This is a genomic window from Streptomyces sp. B3I8 (genome assembly GCF_030816915.1).
In the GTDB taxonomy this organism is placed as follows: Bacteria; Actinomycetota; Actinomycetes; order Streptomycetales; family Streptomycetaceae; genus Streptomyces.
In genome coordinates this window covers 1,046,718-1,071,645 of the sequence record NZ_JAUSYN010000002.1, presented here as the reverse complement: position 1 = coordinate 1,071,645, position 24,928 = coordinate 1,046,718, and the positions used below count along the sequence as shown (strand labels likewise).

General features: G+C 72.3%; 23 protein-coding genes. 22 read left to right on the top strand and 1 reads right to left on the bottom strand.

What is annotated here, in order from left to right; genetic code table 11:
• The first annotated feature begins 4 nt into the window (after window positions 1-4).
• From QFZ64_RS07000 to nusB, 8 genes are all read left to right on the top strand, one after another.
• Entirely contained in the window at window positions 5-841 is an 837-nt protein-coding gene (locus tag QFZ64_RS07000) for a shikimate dehydrogenase (RefSeq protein WP_307063435.1), read from the top strand.
• Between the two features lie 175 nt (window positions 842-1,016).
• A complete protein-coding gene (aroC, locus tag QFZ64_RS06995; RefSeq protein ID WP_307063433.1) occupies window positions 1,017-2,201 on the top strand; it encodes a chorismate synthase in 1,185 nt (394 codons plus the stop codon).
• Complete coding sequence (locus tag QFZ64_RS06990; RefSeq protein ID WP_307063431.1) at window positions 2,198-2,716, top strand: shikimate kinase; 519 nt, start codon at window positions 2,198-2,200, stop codon at window positions 2,714-2,716. Before aroC ends, QFZ64_RS06990 begins: the two co-directional genes overlap by 4 nt.
• Window positions 2,713-3,804: a 3-dehydroquinate synthase gene (aroB, locus tag QFZ64_RS06985; RefSeq protein WP_307063429.1), complete on the top strand. Its 1,092-nt coding sequence runs from the start codon at window positions 2,713-2,715 to the stop codon at window positions 3,802-3,804. The genes QFZ64_RS06990 and aroB overlap by 4 nt, the downstream gene beginning before the upstream one ends.
• Window positions 3,805-4,031: 227 nt before the next feature.
• A complete protein-coding gene (locus tag QFZ64_RS06980; RefSeq protein WP_307063427.1) occupies window positions 4,032-5,018 on the top strand; it encodes an AAA family ATPase in 987 nt (328 codons plus the stop codon).
• Window positions 5,019-5,115: 97 nt separating this feature from the next.
• Complete coding sequence (locus QFZ64_RS06975; RefSeq protein WP_307063425.1) at window positions 5,116-6,243, top strand: aminopeptidase P family protein; 1,128 nt, start codon at window positions 5,116-5,118, stop codon at window positions 6,241-6,243.
• A 48-nt stretch (window positions 6,244-6,291) separates the two neighbouring features.
• Complete coding sequence (gene efp, locus QFZ64_RS06970; protein ID WP_307063422.1) at window positions 6,292-6,858, top strand: elongation factor P; 567 nt, start codon at window positions 6,292-6,294, stop codon at window positions 6,856-6,858.
• A 2-nt stretch (window positions 6,859-6,860) separates the two neighbouring features.
• Window positions 6,861-7,289, top strand: coding sequence for a transcription antitermination factor NusB (gene nusB / locus QFZ64_RS06965; RefSeq protein WP_307063420.1), 429 nt, complete (start codon window positions 6,861-6,863; stop codon window positions 7,287-7,289).
• An 89-nt stretch (window positions 7,290-7,378) separates the two neighbouring features.
• Here nusB and bldD read toward each other — a convergent pair whose 3' ends face one another.
• A complete protein-coding gene (gene bldD / locus QFZ64_RS06960) occupies window positions 7,379-7,879 on the bottom strand; it encodes a transcriptional regulator BldD (RefSeq protein WP_006141583.1) in 501 nt (166 codons plus the stop codon).
• A gap of 360 nt (window positions 7,880-8,239) precedes the next feature.
• On the opposite strand from bldD, the gene pyrR reads away from it, so the two are divergent.
• The 14 genes from pyrR to QFZ64_RS06890 all read left to right on the top strand — a co-directional run bounded on the left by pyrR (window position 8,240) and on the right by QFZ64_RS06890 (window position 24,922).
• Window positions 8,240-8,827 (top strand): bifunctional pyr operon transcriptional regulator/uracil phosphoribosyltransferase PyrR, encoded by a 588-nt coding sequence (gene pyrR / locus QFZ64_RS06955; protein ID WP_307063416.1) that lies wholly within the window; start codon window positions 8,240-8,242, stop codon window positions 8,825-8,827.
• Window positions 8,828-9,014: 187 nt separating this feature from the next.
• Entirely contained in the window at window positions 9,015-10,004 is a 990-nt protein-coding gene (locus tag QFZ64_RS06950; RefSeq protein ID WP_307063414.1) for an aspartate carbamoyltransferase catalytic subunit, read from the top strand.
• Window positions 10,001-11,296, top strand: a complete 1,296-nt coding sequence (locus QFZ64_RS06945; protein ID WP_307063412.1) for a dihydroorotase — start codon at window positions 10,001-10,003, stop codon at window positions 11,294-11,296. Before QFZ64_RS06950 ends, QFZ64_RS06945 begins: the two co-directional genes overlap by 4 nt.
• Window positions 11,293-11,859 carry a hypothetical protein gene (locus QFZ64_RS06940; RefSeq protein WP_307063410.1) on the top strand — a complete coding sequence of 189 codons (567 nt, stop codon included), beginning with the start codon at window positions 11,293-11,295 and terminating at the stop codon, window positions 11,857-11,859. Before QFZ64_RS06945 ends, QFZ64_RS06940 begins: the two co-directional genes overlap by 4 nt.
• Window positions 11,856-13,010: a glutamine-hydrolyzing carbamoyl-phosphate synthase small subunit gene (gene carA / locus QFZ64_RS06935; RefSeq protein WP_307063408.1), complete on the top strand. Its 1,155-nt coding sequence runs from the start codon at window positions 11,856-11,858 to the stop codon at window positions 13,008-13,010. Before QFZ64_RS06940 ends, carA begins: the two co-directional genes overlap by 4 nt.
• Window positions 13,003-16,311, top strand: coding sequence for a carbamoyl-phosphate synthase large subunit (gene carB / locus QFZ64_RS06930; RefSeq protein WP_307063405.1), 3,309 nt, complete (start codon window positions 13,003-13,005; stop codon window positions 16,309-16,311). The genes carA and carB overlap by 8 nt, the downstream gene beginning before the upstream one ends.
• 52 nt (window positions 16,312-16,363) lie before the next feature.
• On the top strand, window positions 16,364-17,470 hold the full coding sequence (locus QFZ64_RS06925) for a quinone-dependent dihydroorotate dehydrogenase (protein ID WP_307063403.1): 1,107 nt from the start codon (window positions 16,364-16,366) through the stop codon (window positions 17,468-17,470).
• A complete protein-coding gene (pyrF, locus tag QFZ64_RS06920; RefSeq protein ID WP_307063401.1) occupies window positions 17,467-18,327 on the top strand; it encodes an orotidine-5'-phosphate decarboxylase in 861 nt (286 codons plus the stop codon). The genes QFZ64_RS06925 and pyrF overlap by 4 nt, the downstream gene beginning before the upstream one ends.
• 233 nt (window positions 18,328-18,560) lie before the next feature.
• Window positions 18,561-18,884 (top strand): integration host factor, encoded by a 324-nt coding sequence (locus tag QFZ64_RS06915; RefSeq protein WP_030382391.1) that lies wholly within the window; start codon window positions 18,561-18,563, stop codon window positions 18,882-18,884.
• Window positions 18,885-18,955: 71 nt separating this feature from the next.
• Window positions 18,956-19,549, top strand: coding sequence for a guanylate kinase (gmk, locus tag QFZ64_RS06910; protein ID WP_307063400.1), 594 nt, complete (start codon window positions 18,956-18,958; stop codon window positions 19,547-19,549).
• A 41-nt stretch (window positions 19,550-19,590) separates the two neighbouring features.
• On the top strand, window positions 19,591-19,863 hold the full coding sequence (rpoZ, locus tag QFZ64_RS06905) for a DNA-directed RNA polymerase subunit omega (RefSeq protein ID WP_030610454.1): 273 nt from the start codon (window positions 19,591-19,593) through the stop codon (window positions 19,861-19,863).
• 161 nt (window positions 19,864-20,024) lie between these two features.
• On the top strand, window positions 20,025-21,236 hold the full coding sequence (gene coaBC, locus QFZ64_RS06900) for a bifunctional phosphopantothenoylcysteine decarboxylase/phosphopantothenate--cysteine ligase CoaBC (RefSeq protein ID WP_307063397.1): 1,212 nt from the start codon (window positions 20,025-20,027) through the stop codon (window positions 21,234-21,236).
• Window positions 21,237-21,477: 241 nt separating this feature from the next.
• Window positions 21,478-22,686 (top strand): methionine adenosyltransferase, encoded by a 1,209-nt coding sequence (metK, locus tag QFZ64_RS06895; protein ID WP_307063395.1) that lies wholly within the window; start codon window positions 21,478-21,480, stop codon window positions 22,684-22,686.
• A 106-nt stretch (window positions 22,687-22,792) separates the two neighbouring features.
• Window positions 22,793-24,922 carry a primosomal protein N' gene (locus QFZ64_RS06890; protein ID WP_307063394.1) on the top strand — a complete coding sequence of 710 codons (2,130 nt, stop codon included), beginning with the start codon at window positions 22,793-22,795 and terminating at the stop codon, window positions 24,920-24,922.
• The last annotated feature ends 6 nt before the right edge of the window (window positions 24,923-24,928 follow it).

Below are 24,928 nucleotides of genomic sequence, written 5' to 3'. Positions count from 1 at the left end.
ACCGATGACCGGCACCGACCCCACCCGCCGGGCCGCCGTGCTCGGCTCCCCGATCGCCCACTCCCTCTCCCCGGTGCTGCACCGCGCCGCCTACGCGGAACTGGGGCTCACCGACTGGTCCTACGACCGGTTCGAGGTGGACGAGGCGGCGCTGCCGGGGTTCCTCGAAGGGCTCGGGGGCGAGTGGGTGGGGCTGTCGCTCACCATGCCGCTCAAGCGGGCCGTCATCCCGCTGGTCGACGAGATCAGCGAGACGGCGGCCTCGGTCGAGGCCGTCAACACCGTCGTGTTCACCGCGGACGGCCGCCGACGCGGCGACAACACCGACATCCCCGGGATGGTCGCCGCGCTGCGCGAGCGGGGCATCGAACAGGTGGACTCCGCGGCGATCCTCGGCGCGGGGGCCACCGCCTCCTCCGCGCTCGCCGCCCTCGCCCGCGTCTGCACCGGCGAGGTCGTCGCCTATGTGCGCGGCGAGGTCCGCGCCGCCGAGATGCGGGAGTGGGGCGCGCGCCTGGAGGTGCCGGTCCGTACCCGGGACTGGGCGCACGCCGCGGAGGCGCTCGGCGCCCCCCTGGTGATCGCCACCACCCCCGCCGGGGCGACCGACGCGCTCGCCGGTGCCGTACCCGAACGGCCCGCCACCCTCTTCGACGTCCTCTACGACCCCTGGCCGACCGCCCTGGCGGCGCGCTGGTCGGCGTACGGCGGTGCCGTCGTCGGCGGGCTCGACCTGCTGGTGCACCAGGCCGTCCTTCAGGTCGAACAGATGACCGGTGTGCCTGTCGCGCCCCTGGAGGCCATGCGCAAGGCGGGGGAGCACGCGCTGGCGGCGCGCTGAGCGTCGCCGACACCGGGTCCGCGCGTCCGCTGTATGGACCGACGGCCGGTTCCTCCCGGGGGACGTGGGAGGATTCAGGCGGCGGGCCGGCACCGCGCACCCCGGTCACGCCGTCGCCGTACGCGAGGACGCGCGTACGGGGGGCAGTTCGGGGCGCGAGCACTGAGGAGCTTCGTTGAGCAGGCTGCGTTGGCTGACCGCGGGTGAGTCCCACGGTCCCGCACTTGTCGCGACGCTGGAGGGCCTTCCCGCCGGCGTACCGATCACCACCGACATGGTGGCCGACCACCTGGCGAGGCGACGGCTCGGCTATGGGCGCGGCGCCCGGATGAAATTCGAACGTGACGAGGTCACGTTCCTCGGCGGGGTGCGGCACGGTCTCACGCTGGGCTCCCCGGTCGCGGTCATGGTGGGCAACACCGAGTGGCCGAAGTGGGAGCAGGTCATGGCGGCCGACCCGGTCGACGCGGAGATCCTCGCGGGCCTGGCCCGCAACGCCCCGCTGACCCGCCCGCGTCCGGGCCACGCGGACCTGGCCGGCATGCAGAAGTACGGCTTCGACGAGGCCCGGCCGATCCTGGAGCGCGCCTCCGCCCGCGAGACCGCCGCCAGGGTGGCGCTGGGCGCGGTGGCCCGGTCGTACCTGAAGGAGACGGCCGGCATCGAGATCGTCTCCCATGTGGTGGAGCTGGCCGAGGCGAAGGCGCCGTACGGCGTGTATCCGACGCCTGCGGACGTGGAGCGGCTGGACGCGGACCCGGTGCGCTGCCTGGACGCGGACGCCTCCGCGGCGATGGTCGACCGGATCGACCAGGCCCACAAGGACGGCGACACGCTCGGCGGCGTGGTCGAGGTGCTGGCGTACGGCGTGCCGGTGGGTCTCGGCTCGCACGTGCACTGGGACCGACGGCTGGACGCCCGGCTCGCCGCCGCGCTGATGGGTATCCAGGCCATCAAGGGCGTCGAGGTCGGCGACGGCTTCGAACTGGCGCGCGTGCCGGGTTCGCAGGCGCACGACGAGATCCTGGCCACCGACGAGGGCATCAGGCGCTCCTCCGGGCGCTCCGGCGGCACCGAGGGCGGACTCACCACGGGTGAGCTGCTGCGGGTGCGGGCCGCGATGAAGCCCATCGCGACCGTGCCGCGGGCGCTGCGGACGGTGGACGTGGTCACCGGCGAGCAGGCGCAGGCCCACCACCAGCGCTCGGACGTGTGTGCGGTACCGGCGGCCGGGATCGTCGCGGAGGCCATGGTCGCGCTGGTCCTGGCCGACGCGGTCGCGGAGAAGTTCGGCGGCGACAGCGTCGCCGAGACCCACCGCAACGTGACGTCCTTCCTCGAGAACCTGGCGATCCGGTGAGCGCCGCGCCGGTCGTCGTCCTGGTCGGCCCGATGGGCGTGGGCAAGTCCACCGTGGGCGAGCTGCTCGCCGAGAGGCTCGGCGTCACGTACCGGGACACGGACGCCGACATCGTCGCCGCGCGGGGCCGCACCATCTCGGAGATCTTCGTCGACGAGGGCGAGCCGGTCTTCCGCGCCCTGGAGAAGGACGCCGTACGACGGGCGCTGGCCGAGCACGACGGCGTCCTCGCGCTCGGCGGCGGCGCGGTCCTGGACGCGGACACCCGCGCGCTGCTCACCGGGCACAAGGTCGCCTACCTCACGATGGACGTCGAGGAGGCCGTCCGGCGCACGGGCCTGAACGTCGCCCGGCCGCTGCTCACCATCAACCCGCGCAAGCAGTGGCGCGAGCTGATGGAGGCCCGGCGGCACCTGTACGAAGAGGTCGCCACCGCGGTGGTGGCCACCGACGGACGCGACCCGGAAGAGGTCGCGCAAGCCGTCCTGGACGCTATGGGATGGAAGAAGTCATGAGCGAGTCGGTCACACGCATCGAGATCGGCGGCACCGCCGGAACCGAGCCCTACGAGGTCCTGGTGGGCCGGCAGCTCCTCGGTGAGCTGGGCACACTCATCGGGCCCAAGGCGAAGCGGGTCGCGGTCGTGCACCCCGAGGCGCTCGCCGAGACCGGCGAGGCGCTCCGCGCCGACCTCGCCGACCAGGGGTACGAGGCGATCGCCGTCCAGGTGCCGAACGCGGAGGAGGCCAAGACCGCCGAGGTCGCCGCCTACTGCTGGAAGGCGCTCGGGCAGTCCGGATTCACCCGCACCGACGTGATCGTCGGCGTCGGCGGCGGGGCCACCACCGACCTGGCCGGCTTCGTCGCCGCGACCTGGCTGCGCGGGGTGCGTTGGATCGCCGTCCCCACCACCGTGCTCGCCATGGTGGACGCGGCGGTCGGCGGCAAGACCGGCATCAACACCGCCGAGGGCAAGAACCTGGTGGGTGCGTTCCACCCGCCTTCGGGCGTGCTGTGCGACCTCGCGGCGCTGGGGTCCCTGTCGGTCAACGACTACGTCTCCGGGCTCGCCGAGGTCATCAAGGCCGGGTTCATCGCCGACCCGGTGATCCTCGACCTCATCGAGGAGGACCCGCAGGCCGCCCGCACGCCGGACGGTCCGCACACCGCCGAGCTCATCGAGCGCTCCATCCGGGTCAAGGCCGCGGTCGTCTCCGCGGACCTCAAGGAGTCCGGGCTGCGCGAGATCCTCAACTACGGGCACACGCTCGGGCACGCCATCGAGAAGAACGAGCGCTACAAGTGGCGGCACGGCGCGGCCGTCGCCGTCGGCATGCACTTCGCCGCGGAACTCGGCCGCGTGGCGGGCCGCCTGGACGACGCCACGGCCGACCGGCACCGCACCGTCCTGGAGTCCGTCGGGCTGCCCCTGCACTACCGGCACGACCAGTGGCCCCGGCTCCTGGAGAACATGAGGGTCGACAAGAAGTCCCGCGGCGACCTCCTCCGCTTCATCGTCCTGGACGGCCTCGCCAGGCCGACGGTCCTGGAGGGCCCGGACCCGGCGGTACTGCTGGCCGCGTACGGAGAGGTCGCCGAGTAACGCACGCCTCCCCGTGGTCAGTTCTGGGGCCGGGGGTTCGCCCCGGCATCCTCCGGGGGGTTCAGGGGGGCAGCCCCCTCGGGGCTGGGGCGGCAGCCCCGGGGGCGGAGCCCCGTACCCCCGGCCGTTCACACAGACACGGCCAAGGACGGTACCGTTCGGTAGGCGGCGGGCGGTCGGGCCCCGCGGACAGCGCCGACAGCCTGTACGAGACGGAGTGGCACCGGATGCAGCACGCAGTGGGAGCTCCGCTGCCGCCGCCCCTTCAGCAGGGGCAGCCGCCGGCGGCCGTGTGGTCATCGGCCGCGCACCACCCCCAGGGCCACCCGGGCCCCGCGCCGGCGACACCGCCGGGCTTCGGCACCGGGCCGGTGCCGCCCCCGGGCGGGCCCTCCACGCACATGCCCGCGCCGCCGGCCCACGCCCCTGTCCCGCCCCACGCCCCCGCCCCCGTTCCGGCCGGCGTGCCCGCACCGCCCGCTCCGCAGGCACCTCCCGCTCCGGCGGGCCCGCCCGCGCACCACGGGCCGCCGCCCGCACCCTCCGCTCCGCCCGCGCAGGTCCGGCCGGAGACCACCGGTCATGTGACGCTCCCGCCGGGCGGCCCCGTCGGCATCCCGCACGTCCCGCCCGCCGCGGGCGCGCCCGATCCGACGACCACCACGCTCGCCGTTCTGCTGATCGGCCCCGCCGGGGCCGGCAAGACCAGTGTCGCCAAGTACTGGGCGGACCGCCGCCGGGTCCCCACCGCGCACATCAGCCTCGACGACGTGCGCGAATGGGTTCGCTCCGGCTTCGCCGACCCGCAGTCCGGATGGAACGACAACTCCGAGGCGCAGTATCGTCTCGCCCGCCGCACCTGCGGCTTCGCCGCCCGCAACTTCCTGGCCAACGGCATCTCCTGCATCCTGGACGACGCCGTCTTCCCGGACCGCCCCGTCGTCGGCCTCGGCGGCTGGAAGCGGCACGTGGGCCCCGGCCTGCTGCCGGTCGTCCTGCTGCCCGGCCTGGAGATCGTCCTGGAGCGCAACGCCGAGCGCTCGGGCAACCGCCGCCTCACCGACGAGGAGGTCGCCCGCATCCACGGGCGCATGGCCGGCTGGTACGGCTCGGGTCTGCCGATCATCGACAACTCCCACCTGGACGTCCCGTCCACCGCCCGGCTCCTGGACGACGTCCTGGCCCGGGCGATAGCGAGCCCGCCCACCTGGTGACGGCCGGCCGGACGGACGGACCGCGGGAACGGTTCTGCCACCCCCGCCCGGCGGCCCCCAACCGGCACAAATCGCCCGCAGCTCATACGCTCGGGACATGTCCGAGGTGTACGCGATCCGCCGCAACCGCCTGAGGGACCGCTGCAGCGCGAGCGGCAGCGCGACGGCACTGATCTCCCGCCCCGTCAACGTCCGCTATCTCGCTGGCGCCGCGCCCCGCGGTTCGGTCCTGCTGCTCGGCCGTGACGAGGACCTGCTGCTCAGTCCCGGTCCGCCCGATCCGCAGCCCGGGGCCGACCGCCTCGACGAATCGCTGCGCGTCCAGACCCTGCCGGGCCGTGCCGCGGGCCAGGGCGCCCGCGTCGGTGACGCGGCGGTCGCCGCCGCCGACCTGGCCGCCGGTCAGGGCGCCGAGTCCCTCGCGGTGGAGGAGCACCACCTCACGGTCTCCCGTCACCGTGCCCTGCGCTCCGTGGCGCCCCGGCTGCGGCTGGACGACGTCGGCGGCGTCGTCGAACAACTGCGCCTCGTCAAGGACGAGGAGGAGATCGCCCTGCTGCGCGTCGGCGCGGAGATCGCCGACCAGGCCCTCGGCGAACTCCTGGAGTCGATCCTGGTCGGCCGCACCGAGCGGCACCTCGCCCTCGAACTGGAGCGCCGCCTCGTGGACCACGGCGCCGACGGCCCCGCCTTCACCACCTCCGTCGCCACCGGCCCGCACTCCGGCCGCCGCGGTCACCGCCCCACCGACCGCCGGGTGGAGGAGGGCGACTTCCTCACCGTGTGCCTCGGCGCCGCCTACCACGGCTACCGCTGCGAGATCGGCCGTACGTTCGTCATCGGAACCTCGCCCGCCGACTGGCAGATCGAGCTGTACGACCTGGTCTTCGCCGCCCAGCGGGCCGGACGCGAGTCCCTGGCACCCGGTGTGGCGTGCCGCGACGTGGACCGGGTGGCGCGGCAGGTGATCGACTCCGGGGGCCACGGGGACGAGCAGCCGCAGATGACGGGACACGGTGTCGGACTGGAAATCGAAGAGGACCCTCAATTGGCCCCCACGGCCATGGGTAAACTGGACGCTTGCGTGCCGGTCACCGTCGAACCGGGGGTCCACCTTCCGGGCCGGGGCGGTGTCCGGATCGATGACACGCTCGTCGTACGCCCCGAGGCGGACGGCGGACCCGAGCTACTCACCATCACGACCAAGGAGCTGCTCGCGCTGTAGCGCTTGCCTTCTTGTCGTCCACTCGTCAGTCCAGGAGATTCCGCAACCGTGGCTTCCACGAACGACCTCAAGAACGGCCTGGTGCTCAAGCTCGAAGGCGGCCAGCTCTGGTCCGTCGTCGAGTTCCAGCACGTCAAGCCCGGCAAGGGCCCGGCCTTCGTGCGCACCAAGCTCAAGAACGTGCTCTCCGGCAAGGTCGTCGACAAGACGTTCAACGCCGGCGTCAAGGTCGAAACGGCCACCGTCGACAAGCGCGACATGCAGTTCTCCTACATGGACGGCGACTACTTCGTCTTCATGGACATGGAGACCTACGACCAGCTCCACGTCGACCGCAAGGCCGTCGGGGACGCCGCGAACTTCCTGATCGAGGGCTTCACGGCCACCGTCGCGCAGCACGAGGGCGAGGTGCTCTTCGTGGAGCTGCCCGCCGCCGTCGAGCTGACCATCCAGGAGACCGAGCCGGGTGTCCAGGGCGACCGCTCCACCGGCGGTACCAAGCCCGCCACCCTGGAGACCGGTCACCAGATCCAGGTCCCGCTCTTCATCACCACCGGTGAGAAGATCAAGGTCGACACCCGTTCGAGTGACTACCTCGGCCGGGTGAACAGCTAACCGTGGCTGCCCGTAACACGGCCCGCAAGCGCGCCTTCCAGATCCTCTTCGAAGGCGACCAGCGAGGCGCCGACGTCCTGACCGTGCTCGCGGACTGGGTCTCCCTGTCCCGGAGCGACACCCGGCAGCCGCCGGTCAGCGAGTACACGATGCAGCTCGTCGAGGGCTACGCGGAGCATGTGACGCGGATCGACGAGCTCCTCGCGCAGTACGCGGTGGGCTGGACGCTGGACCGGATGCCGGTCGTCGACCGCAACATCCTGCGGCTCGGCGCCTACGAGCTGATCTGGGTCGACGAGACGCCGGACGCGGTCGTGCTCGACGAGATGGTCCAGCTCGCCAAGGAGTTCTCCACGGACGAGTCACCGGCGTTCGTGAACGGCCTCCTCGGCCGTCTGAAGGAGCTGAAGCCGTCGTTGCGGCGCGGATAGCGCCGCGGCGCCTCACACGGCCGCCGGGGTGGCGGGAACCTCCTGGGTTCCCGCCACCCCGGCGGCACGTTTCTGCGTGAGGCCGCCGGTCAGGCGTCCTCGTGGGCGACGGCGCGGCGCGCGTCCGCGTCGAGGACACCCCAGGTGATCAGCTGCTCGGTGAGCACCGAGGGCGACTGGTCGTAGATGACGGCGAGTGTCCGCAGGTCGTCCTGGCGGATGGAGAGGACCTTGCCGTTGTAGTCACCACGCTGCGACTGGATCGTCGCCGCGTAGCGCTGCAGGGGGCCGGCTTTCTCCACCGGCACAGTGGCCAGCCGCTCCAGGTCGAGGACGAGCTTCGGCGGCGGCTCGGCGGCCCCGCCCGGCGTGGTGCCCGGCAGCAGCTCCTGCACCGGTACCCCGTAGAAGTCCGCCAGCTCGGCGAGGCGCTGCACGGTCACGGCACGGTCGCCGCGCTCGTACGAACCGACGACGACGGCCTTCCAGCGTCCCTGGGACTTCTCCTCGACACCGTGGAGGGACAGCCCCTGCTGGGTGCGGATCGCCCGGAGCTTGGCCCCGAGCTGTTTGGCGTATTCGCTGGACATATGGCTCCCGGACACTGTGTCGACGTGCGGCGCGGCCGCGCGGCTTGGTGACTCACTGTGAGGTTACGCAGCGTGACTCTCCCCCGTCAAGCGGAATCGGTCGGCCCGCCCCTTCCACGTGCCGGCGGCGGGTGGTGGCGCCGAACGGGTGGCATCCGTCGGCCGAAGGGGTGACCGGGCGGCGGGTCGGAGGGGGAAACCGGTGCAGAACGGGGGGAGGAACCGGGGGATCCCGGTGGCAAACCGGCGCCGCGGAGGGGGCGCGGGCAGGAGCCCAAGCCGGACCTGGTAGCGTGGATGGCGCAAATCCGACGTCCTTTAAGGTCCGTCCCGTGAGGCGGAGAAGGAGGTCCGTTTCCCATGGACAACAAGGTCGGCAGGCCTGTCGACACGCAGGCTTCCGATGCCCGGCCCGTGCTCGAGGGGCCCGACATCGCGCGGGTACTGACCCGCATCGCCCACGAGATCGTCGAACGCGCCAAGGGCGCCGACGACGTGGTGCTCCTCGGCATTCCGACCCGGGGCGTCTTCCTCGCCCGCCGGCTCGCCGTCAAGCTCGAACAGATCACCGGCCGTACCGTCCCGGTCGGCTCCCTCGACATCACCATGTACCGCGACGACCTGCGCATGCAGCCCCCGCGTGCGCTCGCCCGCACCGACATCCCCGGTGACGGCGTCGACGGCCGCCTCGTCGTCCTCGTCGACGACGTGCTCTTCTCCGGCCGCACCATCCGCGCCGCCCTGGACGCGCTGGGCGACATCGGCCGGCCACGCGCCGTGCAGCTCGCCGTCCTCGTCGACCGCGGCCACCGCGAACTCCCGATCCGCGCCGACTACGTCGGCAAGAACCTCCCCACGTCGCTCCGGGAGACGGTCAAGGTCCTGCTCTCCGAGGAGGACGGCCGCGACACCGTGCTGCTCGGGGTGAAGCCGGCCGCCCAGCCGTAGCTCCCGGCGTACGGCACCGCCGTACGCCTGCCGCGAGCGAGCCCCCGCCGGGCACCCGTGCGCCCGCGCGTGTGCCGTACCGCCACACCGGAAGCCCCTGCCGGCGAAAGGCCCTGCCGCCGGAAGGCGCCCGGCCTCCCCGCACCCCGGCCCCCTGCCCCGAACCGCCCTACGGAGCCTGAAAAAGATGCAGCGTCATCTCATCTCGGCCGCCGACCTCACCCGCGACGACGCCGTCCTGATCCTCGACACCGCCGAGGAGATGGCCCGGGTCGCCGACCGGCCGATCAAGAAACTGCCCACCCTGCGCGGCCGTACCGTCGTCAACCTCTTCTTCGAGGACTCGACCCGCACCCGGATCTCCTTCGAGGCCGCCGAGAAGCGCCTGTCCGCGGACGTCATCAACTTCACCGCCAAGGGCTCCAGCGTGTCCAAGGGCGAGTCCCTCAAGGACACGGCGCAGACCCTGGAGGCGATGGGCGTCGACGCCGTCGTCATCCGGCACGGCGCCTCCGGCGCCCCCTACCGGCTGGCCAACTCCGGCTGGATCGACGCCGCCGTGATCAACGCGGGCGACGGCACCCATCAGCACCCCACCCAGGCCCTCCTGGACGCCTTCACCATGCGCCGCCGCCTGGTCGGCCGGGACGCCGGGCTCGGCCGGGACCTCACCGGCAAGCGCATCACGCTCGTCGGCGACATCCTGCACAGCCGGGTCGCCCGCTCCAATGTCGACCTGCTGCACACCCTGGGCGCCGAGGTGACCCTGGTCGCCCCGCCCACCCTGCTCCCGGTCGGCGTGGAGAGCTGGCCCTGCGAGGTCTCCTACGACCTCGATTCGACACTCCCCAAGTCCGACGCGGTGATGCTGCTCCGCGTGCAGCGCGAACGCATGAACGCCGCGTTCTTCCCGACCGAGCGCGAGTACTCCCGCCGCTACGGCCTCGACGGCGACCGCATGGCGCGGATGCCCGGCCAGGCCGTCGTGATGCACCCCGGACCCATGGTCCGCGGCATGGAGATCACCGCCGAGGTCGCCGACTCGCCGCGCTGCACCGCTGTCGAGCAGGTCGCCAACGGCGTCTCGATCCGCATGGCCGTCCTGTACCTGCTGCTCGGCGGCAACGAACCCGCCCTCACGCACGCCCGCACCACGGAGGAGAACCAACCGGCATGAGCAAGACCCTGATCCGCGGTGCGAAGGTGCTCGGTGGCGCGCCGCAGGACGTCCTGATCGACGGCGAAACGATCATGCACATCGGCACCGGGCTGTCCGCCGGTGACACCGAGGGCGCGGAGATCGTCGAGGCCGACGGCAAGGTGCTGCTGCCGGGCCTGGTCGACCTGCACACCCATCTGCGCGAGCCCGGCCGCGAGGACTCCGAGACCGTGCTCACCGGTACCCGCGCGGCGGCCTCCGGCGGCTACACGGCCGTCTTCGCCATGGCCAACACCTTCCCCGTCGCCGACACCGCCGGCGTGGTCGAACAGGTGTACCGACTCGGCCGGGAACACGGATACTGCGACGTGCAGCCCATCGGCGCCGTCACCGTCGGCCTGGACGGCAAGAAGCTCGCCGAACTGGGCGCCATGCACGACTCGGCGGCCGGCGTGACCGTCTTCTCCGACGACGGCAAGTGCGTCCACGACGCCGTGATCATGCGCCGCGCCCTGGAATACGTGAAGGCCTTCGGCGGCGTCGTCGCGCAGCACGCGCAGGAACCGCGCCTCACCGAGGGCGCCCAGATGAACGAGGGCGTCGTCTCCGCCGAGCTCGGTCTCGGCGGCTGGCCGGCCGTCGCAGAGGAGTCGGTCATCGCCCGGGACGTGCTGCTCGCCGACCACGTCGGCTCCCGCGTCCACATCTGCCACCTGTCCACCGCGGGCAGCGTCGACATCGTCCGCTGGGCCAAGTCCCGCGGCATCCGGGTCACCGCCGAGGTCACCCCGCACCACCTGCTCCTCACCGACGAACTGGTGCGCACCTACAACCCGGTCTACAAGGTCAACCCGCCGCTGCGCACCGAACGCGACGTGCACGCGCTGCGCGAGGCGCTGGCCGACGGCACGATCGACATCGTCGCCACCGACCACGCCCCGCACCCGCACGAGGACAAGGACTGCGAGTGGGCCGCCGCCGCCATGGGCATGGTCGGCCTGGAGACCGCGCTGTCGGTGGTCCAGGAGACGATGGTGGAGACCGGGCTGCTGGACTGGGCCGGGGTGGCCGCGCGCATGTCCGCCAAGCCCGCCGAGATCGGACAGGCGCACGGCCACGGCCGGCCCGTCTCGGCAGGTGAGCCCGCCAACCTCACCCTGGTCGACACGGCATACCGTGGGCAGGTGGACCCCGCGGGCTTCGCCTCGCGCAGCCGCAACACCCCGTACGAGGGCCGCGCGCTGCCGGGCCGTGTCACCCACACCTGGCTCCGGGGCAGGGCCACGCTCGTCGACGGGAAGCTCACGTGACATCTCTGCAGCTACTGGCCGCCGAACAGAAATCGGCGGAAGTGACCGACTGGGCCGCCCGCATCGGCTGGCTGGTGGGCCTCGCTCTCTTTGTCGCCCTCCTCTACTGGCTGATGCGCGAGGGCTGGAAGTGGCGCGGCACCCTCCAGAGCGACCTCCCGGAGCTTCCCGAGGCGCCGGACGACCGGGGCCCCGCCACCCTCACGGCGAGCGGCCGCTACCACGGCTCCACCACCGCCGGACAGTGGCTCGACCGCATCGTCGCGCGCGGCCTGGGCACCCGCAGCCGGGCCGAGCTCACCCTGACCCACGCCGGACTGGAGGTCGTACGCCCCGGGGCGGCCGACTTCTTCGTCCCGGCCGCCGCACTGCGCGGGGCCCGGCTCGACAAGGGCATCGCCGGCAAGGTCCTCACCGAGGGCGGACTGCTGGTGGTCACCTGGGAGCACGGCGACAGGCTGATCGACTCCGGCTTCCGCTCCGACCACGCGGCCGAGCACCCGGAGTGGGTCGAGGCCCTGAGCCACATGATCAACAAGACGGAAACGGAAGGCGCACGATGACCACCTCCACAAGGGGAGCCAAGTCTCCCGCCGTACTCGTCCTGGAGGACGGCCGTATCTTCCGCGGCCGTGCCTACGGGGCCGTGGGGGAGACCTTCGGTGAAGCGGTGTTCTCCACCGGCATGACCGGCTACCAGGAGACCCTCACCGACCCGTCGTACCGCCGGCAGGTCGTCGTGATGACCGCCCCGCACGTCGGCAACACCGGCGTCAACGACGAGGACGCCGAGTCGAAGCGCATCTGGGTCGCGGGCTACGTGGTGCGCGACCCCGCGCGCGTGCCGTCGAGCTGGCGCAACCGGCGCACCCTCGACGAGGAACTGGCCGGCCAGGGCGTCGTCGGCATCTCCGGCGTCGACACCCGCGCCCTCACCCGCCACCTGCGCGAACGCGGCGCCATGCGGGTGGGCATCTTCAGCGGCGACGCCCTGAAGGACGACGCCACCCTGCTGGCGCGCGTCCGGGAGGTGCCCGAGATGAAGGGCGCCAGCCTCTACGAGGAGGTCACCACCGAGGAGGCGTACGTCGTCCCGGCGCACGGGGAGAAGAAGTTCACCGTCGCCGCGATCGACCTCGGCATCAAGGGGATGACCCCGCACCGCATGGCCGAGCGCGGCATCGAGGTGCACGTCCTGCCCGCCACGGCCACGCTCGACGACGTGTACGCGGTCTCCCCGGACGGCGTGTTCTTCTCCAACGGTCCCGGCGACCCGGCCACCGCCGACCACCCCGTCGCCCTCATGCGCGGCGTCCTGGAGCGCGGCACCCCGCTGTTCGGCATCTGCTTCGGCAACCAGCTCCTCGGCCGCGCGCTCGGGTTCGGCACCTACAAGCTGAAGTACGGCCACCGCGGCATCAACCAGCCGGTGCAGGACCGTACGACCGGCAAGGTCGAGGTCACCGCGCACAACCACGGCTTCGCCGTCGACGCGCCCACGGACAAGGTCTCCGAGACCCCCTTCGGCCGCGCCGAGGTCTCCCACGTCTGCCTGAACGACAACGTGGTGGAGGGCCTGCGGCTCCTCGACCGGCCGGCCTTCAGCGTCCAGTACCACCCCGAGGCGGCGGCCGGCCCGCACGACGCCGCCTACCTGTTCGACCGTTTCACGTCTTTGATGAGCTCAGTCCCGATGGAGGGCCAGCGTGCCTAAGCGCACCGATATCCAGTCCGTCCTGGTCATCGGCTCCGGCCCGATCGTCATCGGCCAGGCCGCCGAGTTCGACTACTCCGGCACCCAGGCGTGCCGCGTCCTGAAGGCCGAAGGCCTGCGGGTGATCCTCGTCAACTCCAACCCGGCGACGATCATGACCGACCCGGAGATCGCCGACGCCACCTACGTCGAGCCGATCACCCCGGAGTTCGTCGAGAAGATCATCGCCAAGGAGCGCCCCGACGCGCTGCTGCCCACCCTGGGCGGCCAGACGGCCCTGAACACCGCGATCTCCCTGCACGGTAACGGCGTCCTGGAGAAGTACGGTGTCGAGCTGATCGGCGCCAACGTGGAGGCCATCCACAAGGGCGAGGACCGCGACCAGTTCAAGCTGGTCGTCGAGGAGGTCCGCAAGAAGATCGGCCACGGCGAGTCCGCCCGCTCGGTCATCTGCCACACCATGGACGACGTCCTCGCGGGCGTCGAGACGCTCGGCGGCTACCCGGTCGTGGTCCGCCCCTCCTTCACCATGGGCGGCGCCGGCTCCGGCTTCGCCCACGACGAGGAGGAGCTGCGCCGCATCGCCGGCACCGGCCTCACCCTCTCGCCGACCACCGAGGTGCTCCTGGAGGAGTCCATCCTCGGCTGGAAGGAGTACGAGCTGGAGCTGATGCGCGACAAGCACGACAACGTCGTGGTCGTCTGCTCCATCGAGAACTTCGACCCCATGGGCGTGCACACCGGCGACTCCATCACCGTCGCCCCCGCGATGACGCTCACCGACCGCGAGTACCAGATCCTGCGCGACATGGGCATCGCGATCATCCGCGAGGTCGGCGTCGACACCGGTGGCTGCAACATCCAGTTCGCGGTCGACCCCGCCGACGGCCGGGTCATCGTCATCGAGATGAACCCCAGGGTCTCGCGTTCCTCCGCGCTCGCCTCCAAGGCGACCGGTTTCCCCATCGCCAAGATCGCGGCCAAGCTCGCCGTCGGCTACACCCTCGACGAGATCCCCAACGACATCACCGAGCAGACCCCGGCCTCCTTCGAGCCCACGCTCGACTACGTGGTGGTCAAGGCCCCGCGGTTCGCCTTCGAGAAGTTCCCCTCCGCCGATTCCACGCTGACCACCACCATGAAGTCGGTCGGCGAGGCCATGGCGATCGGCCGGAACTTCACCGAGGCCTTCCAGAAGGCGCTGCGCTCCCTGGAGAAGAAGGGCAGCCAGTTCACCTTCGTCGGGGACCCCGGGGACAAGGCCGCCCTCCTCGAAGAGGCCGTGCGCCCCACCGACGGCCGCATCAACGCCGTCATGGGCGCCATCCGCGCGGGCGCCACCCCCGAGGAGGTCTTCGAGGCCACGAAGATCGACCCGTGGTTCGTCGACCAGCTCTACCTCCTCAAGGAGATCGCCGACGAGCTCGCCTCCGTCGAGCGCCTGGACGCCGGACTGCTCGCCGAGGCCAAGCGGCACGGCTTCTCCGACCAGCAGATCGGCGAGATCCGCGGGCTGCGCGAGGACGTGGTGCGCGAGGTGCGGCACGCGCTGGGCGTGCGCCCGGTCTACAAGACCGTCGACACCTGCGCCGCCGAGTTCGCCGCCCGGACGCCGTACTTCTACTCCTCCTACGACGAGGAGAACGAGGTCGCCCCGCGCGAGAAGCCCGCCGTCATCATCCTGGGCTCCGGCCCGAACCGTATCGGCCAGGGCATCGAGTTCGACTACTCCTGCGTCCACGCCTCCTTCGCACTCAGCGACGCCGGCTACGAGACCGTGATGGTCAACTGCAACCCCGAGACCGTCTCCACCGACTACGACACCTCCGACCGGCTCTACTTCGAGCCGCTCACCCTGGAGGACGTCCTGGAGATCGTCCACGCCGAGCAGCAGGCCGGACCCGTCGCGGGCGTCCTCGTCCAGCTCGGCGGACAGACCCCGCTCGGCCTCGCGCAGGCCCTGAAGGACAACGGTGTGCCCGTCGTGGGCACCTCCCCGGAGGCCATCCACGCCGCCGAGGACCGCGGCGCCTTCGGCAGGGTGCTCGCCGAGGCCGGCCTGCCCGCCCCCAAGCACGGCACCGCCACCACCTTCGCCGAGGCCAAGACCATCGCCGACGAGATCGGCTACCCGGTCCTGGTGCGGCCCTCCTACGTGCTCGGCGGGCGCGGCATGGAGATCGTCTACGACGAGACCCGGCTGGCGACCTACATCGCCGAGTCCACCGAGATCAGCCCCTCCCGGCCGGTCCTGGTCGATCGCTTCCTCGACGACGCCATAGAGATCGACGTCGACGCCCTCTACGACGGCACCGAGCTCTACCTCGGCGGCGTCATGGAGCACATCGAGGAGGCCGGCATCCACTCCGGCGACTCCGCCTGCGCCCTGCCCCCGATCACCCTCGGTGGCCACGACATCAAGCGGCTGCGCGCCTCCACCGAGGCCATCGCGCGCGGCGTCGGCGTCCGCGGACTGATCAACATCCAGTTCGCGCTGTCCGGCGACATCCTCTACGTCCTGGAGGCCAACCCGCGCGCCTCCCGTACGGTGCCCTTCACCTCCAAGGCGACCGCGGTGCCGCTGGCCAAGGCCGCCGCCCGCATCTCGCTCGGCGCCACCGTCGCCGAACTGCGCGCCGAGGGGCTGCTGCCGGCGAACGGTGACGGCGGCACCCTGCCGCTGGACGCGCCGATCTCCGTCAAGGAGGCCGTGCTGCCCTGGAGCCGCTTCCGGGACACCTCCGGGCGCGGCGTCGACACCGTGCTCGGCCCCGAGATGCGCTCCACCGGCGAGGTCATGGGCATCGACTCCGTCTTCGGCACCGCCTACGCCAAGTCGCAGGCCGCCGCCTACGGGCCGCTGCCCACCAAGGGCCGCGCGTTCATCTCGGTCGCCAACCGCGACAAGCGCTCCATGATCTTCCCCGCCCGCGAACTGGTCGCCCACGGCTTCGAACTGTTCGCGACCTCCGGCACCGCCGAGGTCCTGCGGCGCAACGGCATCGACGCCACCGTCGTACGCAAGCAGTCCGAGGGCCCCGGCCCGAACGGCGAGAAGACCATCGTCCAGCACATCCACGACGGCGAGGTCGACCTCATCGTCAACACCCCCTACGGCACCGGCGGCCGCCTCGACGGCTACGAGATCCGCACGGCGGCCGTGGCCCGCTCCGTGCCCTGCCTGACCACGGTCCAGGCGCTGGCCGCCGCCGTCCAGGGCATCGACGCCCTCCACACCGGTGGCGTGGGAGTGCGCTCCCTGCAGGAACACGCCGAATCGCTGACCGCGGCCCGCGACTGACGGACGAGGGGGACACCGGAAACGGTGTCCCCCTCCTCATGAGGACACCCACATGTACCCGCTCTTCTTCCGGCTCGTCTTCTCCCGCCTGGACCCGGAACGCGCGCACCACCTGGCAATGCGCTGGATCCGCCTCGTCGCCCGCGTCCCCGTCCTGCGCACGCTCGTCGCGGCGGCCCTCGCCCCCCGCCACAGGGAACTGCGCACCGAGGCGCTGGGGCTGCGCCTGCACAGCCCTTTCGGGCTCGCCGCGGGCTTCGACAAGAACGCCGTCGCGATCGACGGACTGGCGATGCTCGGCTTCGACCACGTCGAGATCGGCACCGTCACCGGCGAGCCCCAGCCCGGCAACCCGAGGAAGCGGCTGTTCCGCCTGGTGCCGGACCGGGCGCTGATCAACCGCATGGGCTTCAACAACGACGGCTCCGCCGCCGTCGCCGCCCGCCTGGCCGCCCGCACCCCCGTCTTCCGGACGGTGCTCGGCGTCAACATCGGCAAGACCAAGGTCGTCCCGGAGGGGGAGGCCGTCGCCGACTACGTGAAGTCCGCCGAACGGCTCGCCCCGCACGCCGACTACCTCGTCGTCAACGTCTCCTCGCCCAACACCCCCGGCCTGCGCGATCTTCAGGCCACCGAGGCGCTGCGCCCGCTGCTGACCGCCGTCCGGGAGGCCGCCGACCACGCGGTGACCGGGCGCCGCGTGCCCCTGCTGGTCAAGATCGCGCCCGACCTGGCCGACGAGGACGTGGACGCCGTCGCCGACCTCGCCGTGGAACTCGGCCTCGACGGGATCATCGCCACCAACACCACCGTCGCCCGCGAGGGCCTCGGCCTGCGCGCCGACGCCTCCGTGGTGAGGGAGACCGGCGGCCTGTCCGGTGCCCCGCTCAAGGAACGCTCCCTCGAGGTGCTGCGCCGCCTCTACGCGCGCGTGGGCGACCGCGTCACCCTGGTCGGCGTCGGCGGCATCGAGGACGCCGAGGACGCCTGGCGGCGCATCCTGGCCGGCGCCACCCTGGTCCAGGGCTACAGCGCCTTCATCTACCAGGGCCCCTTCTGGGGCCGCTCCGTCCACAAGGGTCTCGCCGCGCGCCTGCGCACCAGCCCGTACCCGTCCCTCGCCGACGCGGTCGGCGCCGACGTGAGGAACCCCGCATGACCTCGTACGAGCCCTTCGGCGCCCGGCTGCGCCGTGCCATGGACGAGCGCGGACCGCTGTGTGTCGGCATCGACCCGCACGCCTCCCTGCTCGCCGACTGGGGCCTGAACGACGACGTGAGCGGCCTGGAGCGGTTCAGTCGCACGGTCGTCGAGGCCGTGGCCGGCCGGGTCGCCGTACTGAAGCCGCAGAGCGCGTTCTTCGAGCGCTTCGGCTCGCGCGGCGTCGCCGTCCTGGAGGCGACGGTCCAGGAGGCGCGGGCCGCAGGCGCGCTCGTCGTCATGGACGCCAAGCGCGGCGACATCGGCTCCACCATGGCCGCCTACGCCGAGGCCTTCCTGCACCGGGACGCCCCCCTGTTCTCGGACGCGCTCACCGTCTCGCCGTACCTGGGGTACGGATCGCTGCGGCCCGCCGTGGAGCTGGCCCGGGGGAGCGGCGCCGGCCTCTTCGTCCTCGCGCTCACCTCCAACCCGGAGGGCGGCGAGGTGCAGCACGCGGTGCGCGCCGGGGACGGCGAGGGCGCGGGCCGGAACGTGGGCGCCACGGTCCTGGCCCACCTGGCCGCCGAGAACGCGGGGGAGGACCCGCTGGGCTCCTTCGGGGCGGTCGTCGGCGCGACACTCGGCGACCTGTCGTCGTACGACCTGGCGATCAACGGTCCGCTCCTCGCACCCGGCATCGGCGCCCAGGGCGCCACCCCGGCCGATCTCCCGCGGGTCTTCGGCGCCGCGGTGCGCGACGTCGTGCCCAACGTCAGCCGCGGCGTGCTCCGCCACGGGCCCGACGCGGGCGCGTTGCGGAGGGCCGCGGACCGCTTCGCGGAGGAGGTCAGGGCGGCAGTGACGGCTTCTTGACACCACTTGAGCCTGAATACAGGCTCAAATCCAGGCCGTTATGCCGCAAATGTCTGGCTCGACAGAGGCTGACCAGGACTTTTCCGCTGTTCTCGCTGACTCTCGCGGACTTGACCGCTAGTCTCCGACGAGAGTGAACGGGCGAGCGTGTTGCCCGTGCCTCACCAGGTGTGGGACGACTAGGTTCCTCACCGGTCCGTATCCGACAGTTCGACATCCGAGGTGACGTAGGCGTGGCTCTTCCGCCCCTTACCCCCGAACAGCGCGCAGCCGCGCTCGAAAAGGCCGCCGCGGCTCGCCGGGAGCGGGCCGAGGTGAAGAATCGACTCAAGCACTCCGGCGCCTCCCTTCACGAGGTCATCAAGCAGGGCCAGGAGAACGACGTCATCGGCAAGATGAAGGTCTCCGCACTCCTGGAGTCCCTGCCGGGCGTGGGCAAGGTCCGCGCCAAGCAGATCATGGAGCGGCTCGGCATCTCCGAGAGCCGCCGGGTCCGCGGTCTCGGCTCCAACCAGATCGCCTCCCTGGAGCGGGAGTTCGGCAGCCAGGCCAGCTGAGTACGGGGCCCCGGGATCGCTGGAATCCCGTCGAGTCCGGGGCACCCCGGGATTGCTGGAATAATCACCGCATGGCTGTAACACCCCGGGGGACGTCCCCCGTACCCCCGGACGCACGTCCGCGGCTGACCGTGCTCTCCGGCCCCTCCGGGGTCGGCAAGAGCACGGTCGTCGCACATATGCGCAAGCAGCACCCCGAGGTCTGGCTCTCGGTGTCGGCGACGACCCGCACGCCCCGCCCCGGTGAGAAGCACGGGGTCCAGTACTTCTTCGTCACCGACGAGGAGATGGACAAGCTGATCGCCAACGGCGAGCTCCTGGAGTGGGCCGAGTTCGCCGGCAACCGCTACGGCACGCCGCGCGCCGCCGTGCTGGAGCGGCTGGAGGCGGGCGAGCCGGTCCTGCTGGAGATCGACCTCCAGGGTGCCCGGCTGGTCCGCGAGTCCATGCCGGACGCCCGTCTCGTGTTCCTGGCGCCACCCTCCTGGGAGGAGCTCGTGCGCCGGCTCACCGGGCGCGGCACCGAGCCGCCCGAGGTGATCGAGCGCCGTCTCGCGGCGGCGAAGATCGAACTCGCGGCCGAGTCGGAGTTCGACGAGACCCTTGTCAACACCTCCGTCGAGGACGTGGCGCGCGAGCTGCTAGTGTTGATGGACGTAGTGTGATCGTTTTCTTCGATCTCATCCCATCTTTCGGAAGGTAGAGCGTGTCCTCTTCCATCACCACGCCCGAGGGCATCATCAACCCGCCGATCGACGAGCTCCTCGAGGCCACCGACTCGAAGTACAGCCTCGTGATCTACGCGGCCAAGCGGGCCCGCCAGATCAACGCGTACTACTCGCAGCTCGGCGAAGGTCTCCTCGAGTACGTCGGTCCCCTGGTCGACACGCACGTCCACGAGAAGCCGCTGTCGATCGCCCTGCGTGAGATCAACGCCGGTCTGCTGACCTCCGAGGCCGTCGAGGGCCCGGCGCAGTAACGGCGCGCAGGAACGGCGTCCAGCGGTAGCGGCAGTCGCATTTTCAGACTGCAAGTAGTTTTTCCACAGGCCCGGCAGCGCGACTGCCGGGCCTGTGGTGTGTCATGGAACCCGTACGCCGACGAGCCGATGCGTACGGGTGTCGAGAGCGGGGAGGCCCGGTGCATCCGGACAGCAAGCCCAAGGTCGTTCTGGGGGTCAGCGGTGGCATCGCCGCTTACAAGGCGTGCGAGCTGCTGCGCCGGCTGACCGAGTCCGGCCATGACGTACGAGTCGTCCCCACCGCCTCCGCGCTGCACTTCGTCGGCGCCGCCACCTGGTCCGCGCTCTCCGGCCACCCGGTCTCCACCGAGGTCTGGGACGACGTCCACGAGGTGCCGCACGTGCGCATCGGCCAGGCCGCCGACCTCGTCGTCGTCGCACCCGCCACCGCCGACACCCTGGCCAGGGCCGCCCACGGCCTCGCCGACGACCTGCTGACCAACACCCTCCTCACCGCCCGCTGCCCGGTCGTCTTCGCCCCCGCGATGCACACCGAGATGTGGGAGCACCCCGCCACCCGGGAGAACGTGGCGACGCTGCGCCGCCGGGGCGCCGTCGTCATCGAGCCCGCCGTCGGCCGTCTCACCGGCGTCGACACCGGCAAGGGCCGGCTGCCCGACCCGGCCGAGATCTTCGAGGTGTGCCGCCGCGTCCTGGCCCGGGGTGCGAGCCGACCCGACCTCGCGGGGCGGCACGTCGTGGTCAGTGCCGGCGGCACCCGGGAACCGCTCGACCCGGTCCGCTTCCTCGGCAACCGCTCCTCCGGCAAGCAGGGCTACGCCCTCGCCCGCACGGCCGCCGCGCGGGGAGCCAGGGTCACCCTGGTCGCCGCCAACGCCGCGCTGCCCGACCCGGCCGGCGTCGACGTCGTCCCGGTGGGCACGGCGGTCCAGCTGCGCGAGGCGGTGCTGAAGGCGGCGGCCGACGCCGACGCCGTCGTCATGGCCGCCGCGGTCGCCGACTTCCGCCCCGCCGTCTACGCGGCCGGCAAGATCAAGAAGAAGGACGGTCAGGAACCCGAACCGGTCACGCTGGTACGCAATCCGGACGTCCTCGCCGAGATATCGGCCGACCGGGCGAGGCCCGGGCAGGTGATCGTGGGCTTCGCCGCCGAGACCGACGACGTCCTCGCCAACGGCCGCGCCAAGCTGGCGCGCAAGGGCTGCGACCTGCTCGTCGTCAACGAGGTGGGGGAGCACCGGACCTTCGGCGCCGAGGAGAACGAGGCCCTGGTCCTGGGGGCCGACGGCAGCGAAACCCCCGTGCCGCACGGCCCGAAGGAGGACCTGGCCGACACCGTCTGGGACCTCGTGGCCGCCCGACTCGCCTGACCACCCCGGCCGTCCCCGCGGACCCGCCCGCTCCGTTCGTGCCCTCTGCCGAGGCCCCCTGGAAAGCGGACCCGGCATTGGGCAGAATGCCCGTGCCGCAGGTCACAGCGGTACCGAGAAGCGAGACAGGTAGGCCCGTGGCCGGGCATGACCGATAAACTGTCATCGGACGTTGCCGGGCGCAGCTCCCGGCCCGTCCACCAATGATCAGCCAGCAGCCGCTGCAACCCCAGGGAGCGTTGTGTCCCGTCGCCTGTTCACCTCGGAATCAGTCACCGAGGGTCACCCGGACAAGATCGCTGACCAGATCAGTGACACCATCCTCGATGCGCTCCTGCGGGAGGACCCGACCTCCCGGGTCGCCGTGGAGACGCTGATCACCACCGGCCTCGTGCACGTGGCCGGCGAGGTCACCACCAAGGCGTACGCGGACATCGCGACGCTGGTGCGCAACACGATCCTCGGGATCGGGTACGACTCGTCCAAGAAGGGCTTCGACGGCGCCTCCTGCGGTGTCTCCGTCTCCATCGGCGCGCAGTCTCCGGACATCGCCCAGGGTGTGGACGCGGCTTATGAGAACCGTGTCGAGGGGGACGACGACGAGCTGGATCGGCAGGGCGCCGGCGACCAGGGCCTGATGTTCGGCTACGCCTCGGACGAGACGCCCACGCTGATGCCGCTGCCCGTCTTCCTGGCCCACCGGCTGTCCAAGCGCCTCTCCGACGTCCGCAAGAACGGCACCATCCCCTACCTGCGCCCGGACGGCAAGACGCAGGTCACCATCGAGTACGACGGCGACAAGGCGGTCCGCCTCGACACGGTCGTCGTCTCCTCCCAGCACGCCAGTGACATCGACCTGGAGTCGCTGCTGGCCCCCGACATCCGCGAGTTCGTCGTCGAGCCGGAGCTGAAGGCCCTGCTGGACGACGGCATCAAGCTGGAGACCGAGGGCTACCGCCTGCTGGTCAACCCGACCGGCCGCTTCGAGATCGGCGGCCCGATGGGCGACGCCGGCCTGACCGGCCGCAAGATCATCATCGACACCTACGGCGGCATGGCCCGCCACGGCGGCGGCGCCTTCTCCGGCAAGGACCCCTCCAAGGTCGACCGCTCGGCCGCCTACGCGATGCGCTGGGTCGCCAAGAACGTGGTCGCCGCGGGCCTGGCCTCCCGCTGCGAGGTCCAGGTCGCCTACGCGATCGGCAAGGCCGAGCCGGTGGGCCTGTTCGTGGAGACCTTCGGCACCGCCAAGGTCGACGCGGAGAAGATCGAGGCCGCCATCGCCGAGGTCTTCGACCTCCGCCCGGCCGCCATCATCCGCGACCTCGACCTGCTCCGCCCGATCTACGCCCAGACGGCGGCGTACGGCCACTTCGGCCGCGAACTCGCCGACTTCACCTGGGAACGCACGGACCGCGTGGACGCGCTGCGTGAGGCCGTGGGCCTCTGAGCCGAGCGAGCTCAGCCGTCCGTGGGCCCGGCCCCTCTTTCGGGGGCCGGGCCCACGGTGTTCGCGCCCCCGTCCGTTGTCAGTGCCCTTTGGTAAGAATGCAGATGTGAGCAGCGAGAACGGGAGGGCGGGGGCCGGAGGCGCGGGGGGTGAGGCGCCGCCGGAGCAGCTCGCGTTGATCCGCGAGAGTGTGCGCAAGGCGAAAGTGCCCCGGGCCAAGCCGCGCACCTGGCGGGGGGCGGCGCTGGCCAAGGAGCTGCCCGTGGCCCGGGTGCTGGTCGACAAAGGCGTGCTGCACCTCGACCGGTACTTCGACTACGCCGTGCCCGAGGAGCTCGACGCGGCCGCGCAGCCGGGGGTGCGGGTGCGGGTCAGGTTCGGCGCCGGGGGGCGCACCGTGCGGGACGGGCGGCGTGAAGGCGGGAGCCTCATCGACGGGTTCCTGGTCGAGCGGGTCGCCGAGTCCGACTACGCCGGGCCGCTGGCCGCCCTCGCGCAGGTCGTGTCGCCGGAACCGGTTCTCGACCCCGAGCTGCTGGGCCTCGCCCGCGCCGTCGCCGACCGGTACGCGGGGAGTCTCGCCGACGTGCTGCAACTGGCGGTGCCGCCCCGGCACGCCCGCGCCGAGGCCCGCGAGTCGGGTGCGCCGCCCGCGCCGCCGGCCCCGCCCGAGCCCGGCAGCTGGGCGCGTTACGGCAGGGGCGAGGGCTTCCTGCGGGCCCTGGCCACCGGCGGCGCGCCGCGGGCGGTGTGGACCGCGCTGCCCGGTCCCGAGTGGGCCGAGGAGATCGCCCGGGCCGTGCGGGCCACGCTCGCCTCGGGCCGCGGTGCGCTGGTCGTCGTACCGTCCGGGCGGCCCGCGGGCCGGGTCGGCGCCGCGCTCACCGCCCTGCTGGGTGAGGGACAGCACGCGGTGCTGACCGCCGACGTGGGACAGGAGCAGCGGTACCGGGAATGGCTCGCCGTGCGCCGGGGCGCGGTGCGGGCCGTCGTCGGGACCCGCGCCGCGATGTTCGCGCCGGTGCGGAACCTGGGACTTGTCGTGGTGTGGGACGACGGCGACTCCGGGCACAGCGACGACCACGCGCCCTTCCCGCACGTGCGGGAGGTGCTGGAGCTGCGCGCCACCCGCGACCGGTGCGCGTTCCTGCTGGGCGGCTGGAGCTGCACGGTGGAGGCCGCGCAACTGGTCGAGAGCGGCTGGGCCGCGCCCCTGGTCGCCGACCGGGAACGGGTGCGGGCCACCGCCCCGCTGGTGCGGACCGTCGGCGACCAGGACCTGGCCCGCGACGAGGCCGCCCGCGCGGCCCGGCTCCCCACGCTCGCCTGGCAGACGCTGCGCGAGGGACTGCGGCACGGACCGGTGCTGATCCAGGTGCCGCGGCGGGGATACGTGCCCCGGCTGGCCTGTGCCCAGTGCCGGGCACCGGCCCGCTGCGGGCGCTGCGCCGGACCGCTGGAGGCACGGGACGCCGGTGAGCTGCGGTGCGTGTGGTGCGGTACCGGGGAGCCGGCCTGGCACTGTCCGGAATGCGGTGGGTTCCGCCTGCGGGCGCAGGTCGTGGGGGCGCGGCGGACGGCGGAGGAGCTGGGGCGGGCGTTCCCGGCGGTGCCGGTGCGCACCTCAGGACGCGAGCATGTGCTGGACACGGTGCCGGGGACGCCCGCGCTGGTGGTGAGCACGCCCGGGGCTGAACCCGTCGCCGAGGGCGGGTACGCGGCGGCGCTGCTGCTCGACGGCTGGGCGATGCTTGGCCGGCCCGACCTGCGGGCGGGGGAAGAGGCGCTGCGGCGGTGGATCGGCGCGGCCGCGCTGGTCCGGCCGCAGGAGGCCGGGGGAACGGTGGTGATCGTCGCCGAACCGACGCTGCGGCCCGTGCAGGCGCTGGTGCGCTGGGACCCGGCCGGGCACGCGGTACGCGAGCTGGGGGAGCGGCGCGAGCTCGGCTTCCCGCCGGTGTTCCGGATGGCGGCGGTGGCTGGACCGGTGGGCACCGTGTCGGAGTTCCTGGCGGCGGTGGAGCTGCCGGGGGACGCCGACGTATTGGGGCCGGTCCCGGTCGTGGCGCCGGGAGGCGCCGTCCCGTCGGGGGAGAGCGAGCGGGCGTTGGTCCGGGTGCCGCCGGGCAGCGGGGCGGGGCTCGCGACGGCGCTCAAGGTGGCGCAGGCGGCACGGATGGCACGCGGAGCGGGGGCCGAGGTGAGGATACGCATCGACCCGCCGGACATCGGCTGAGGTGAC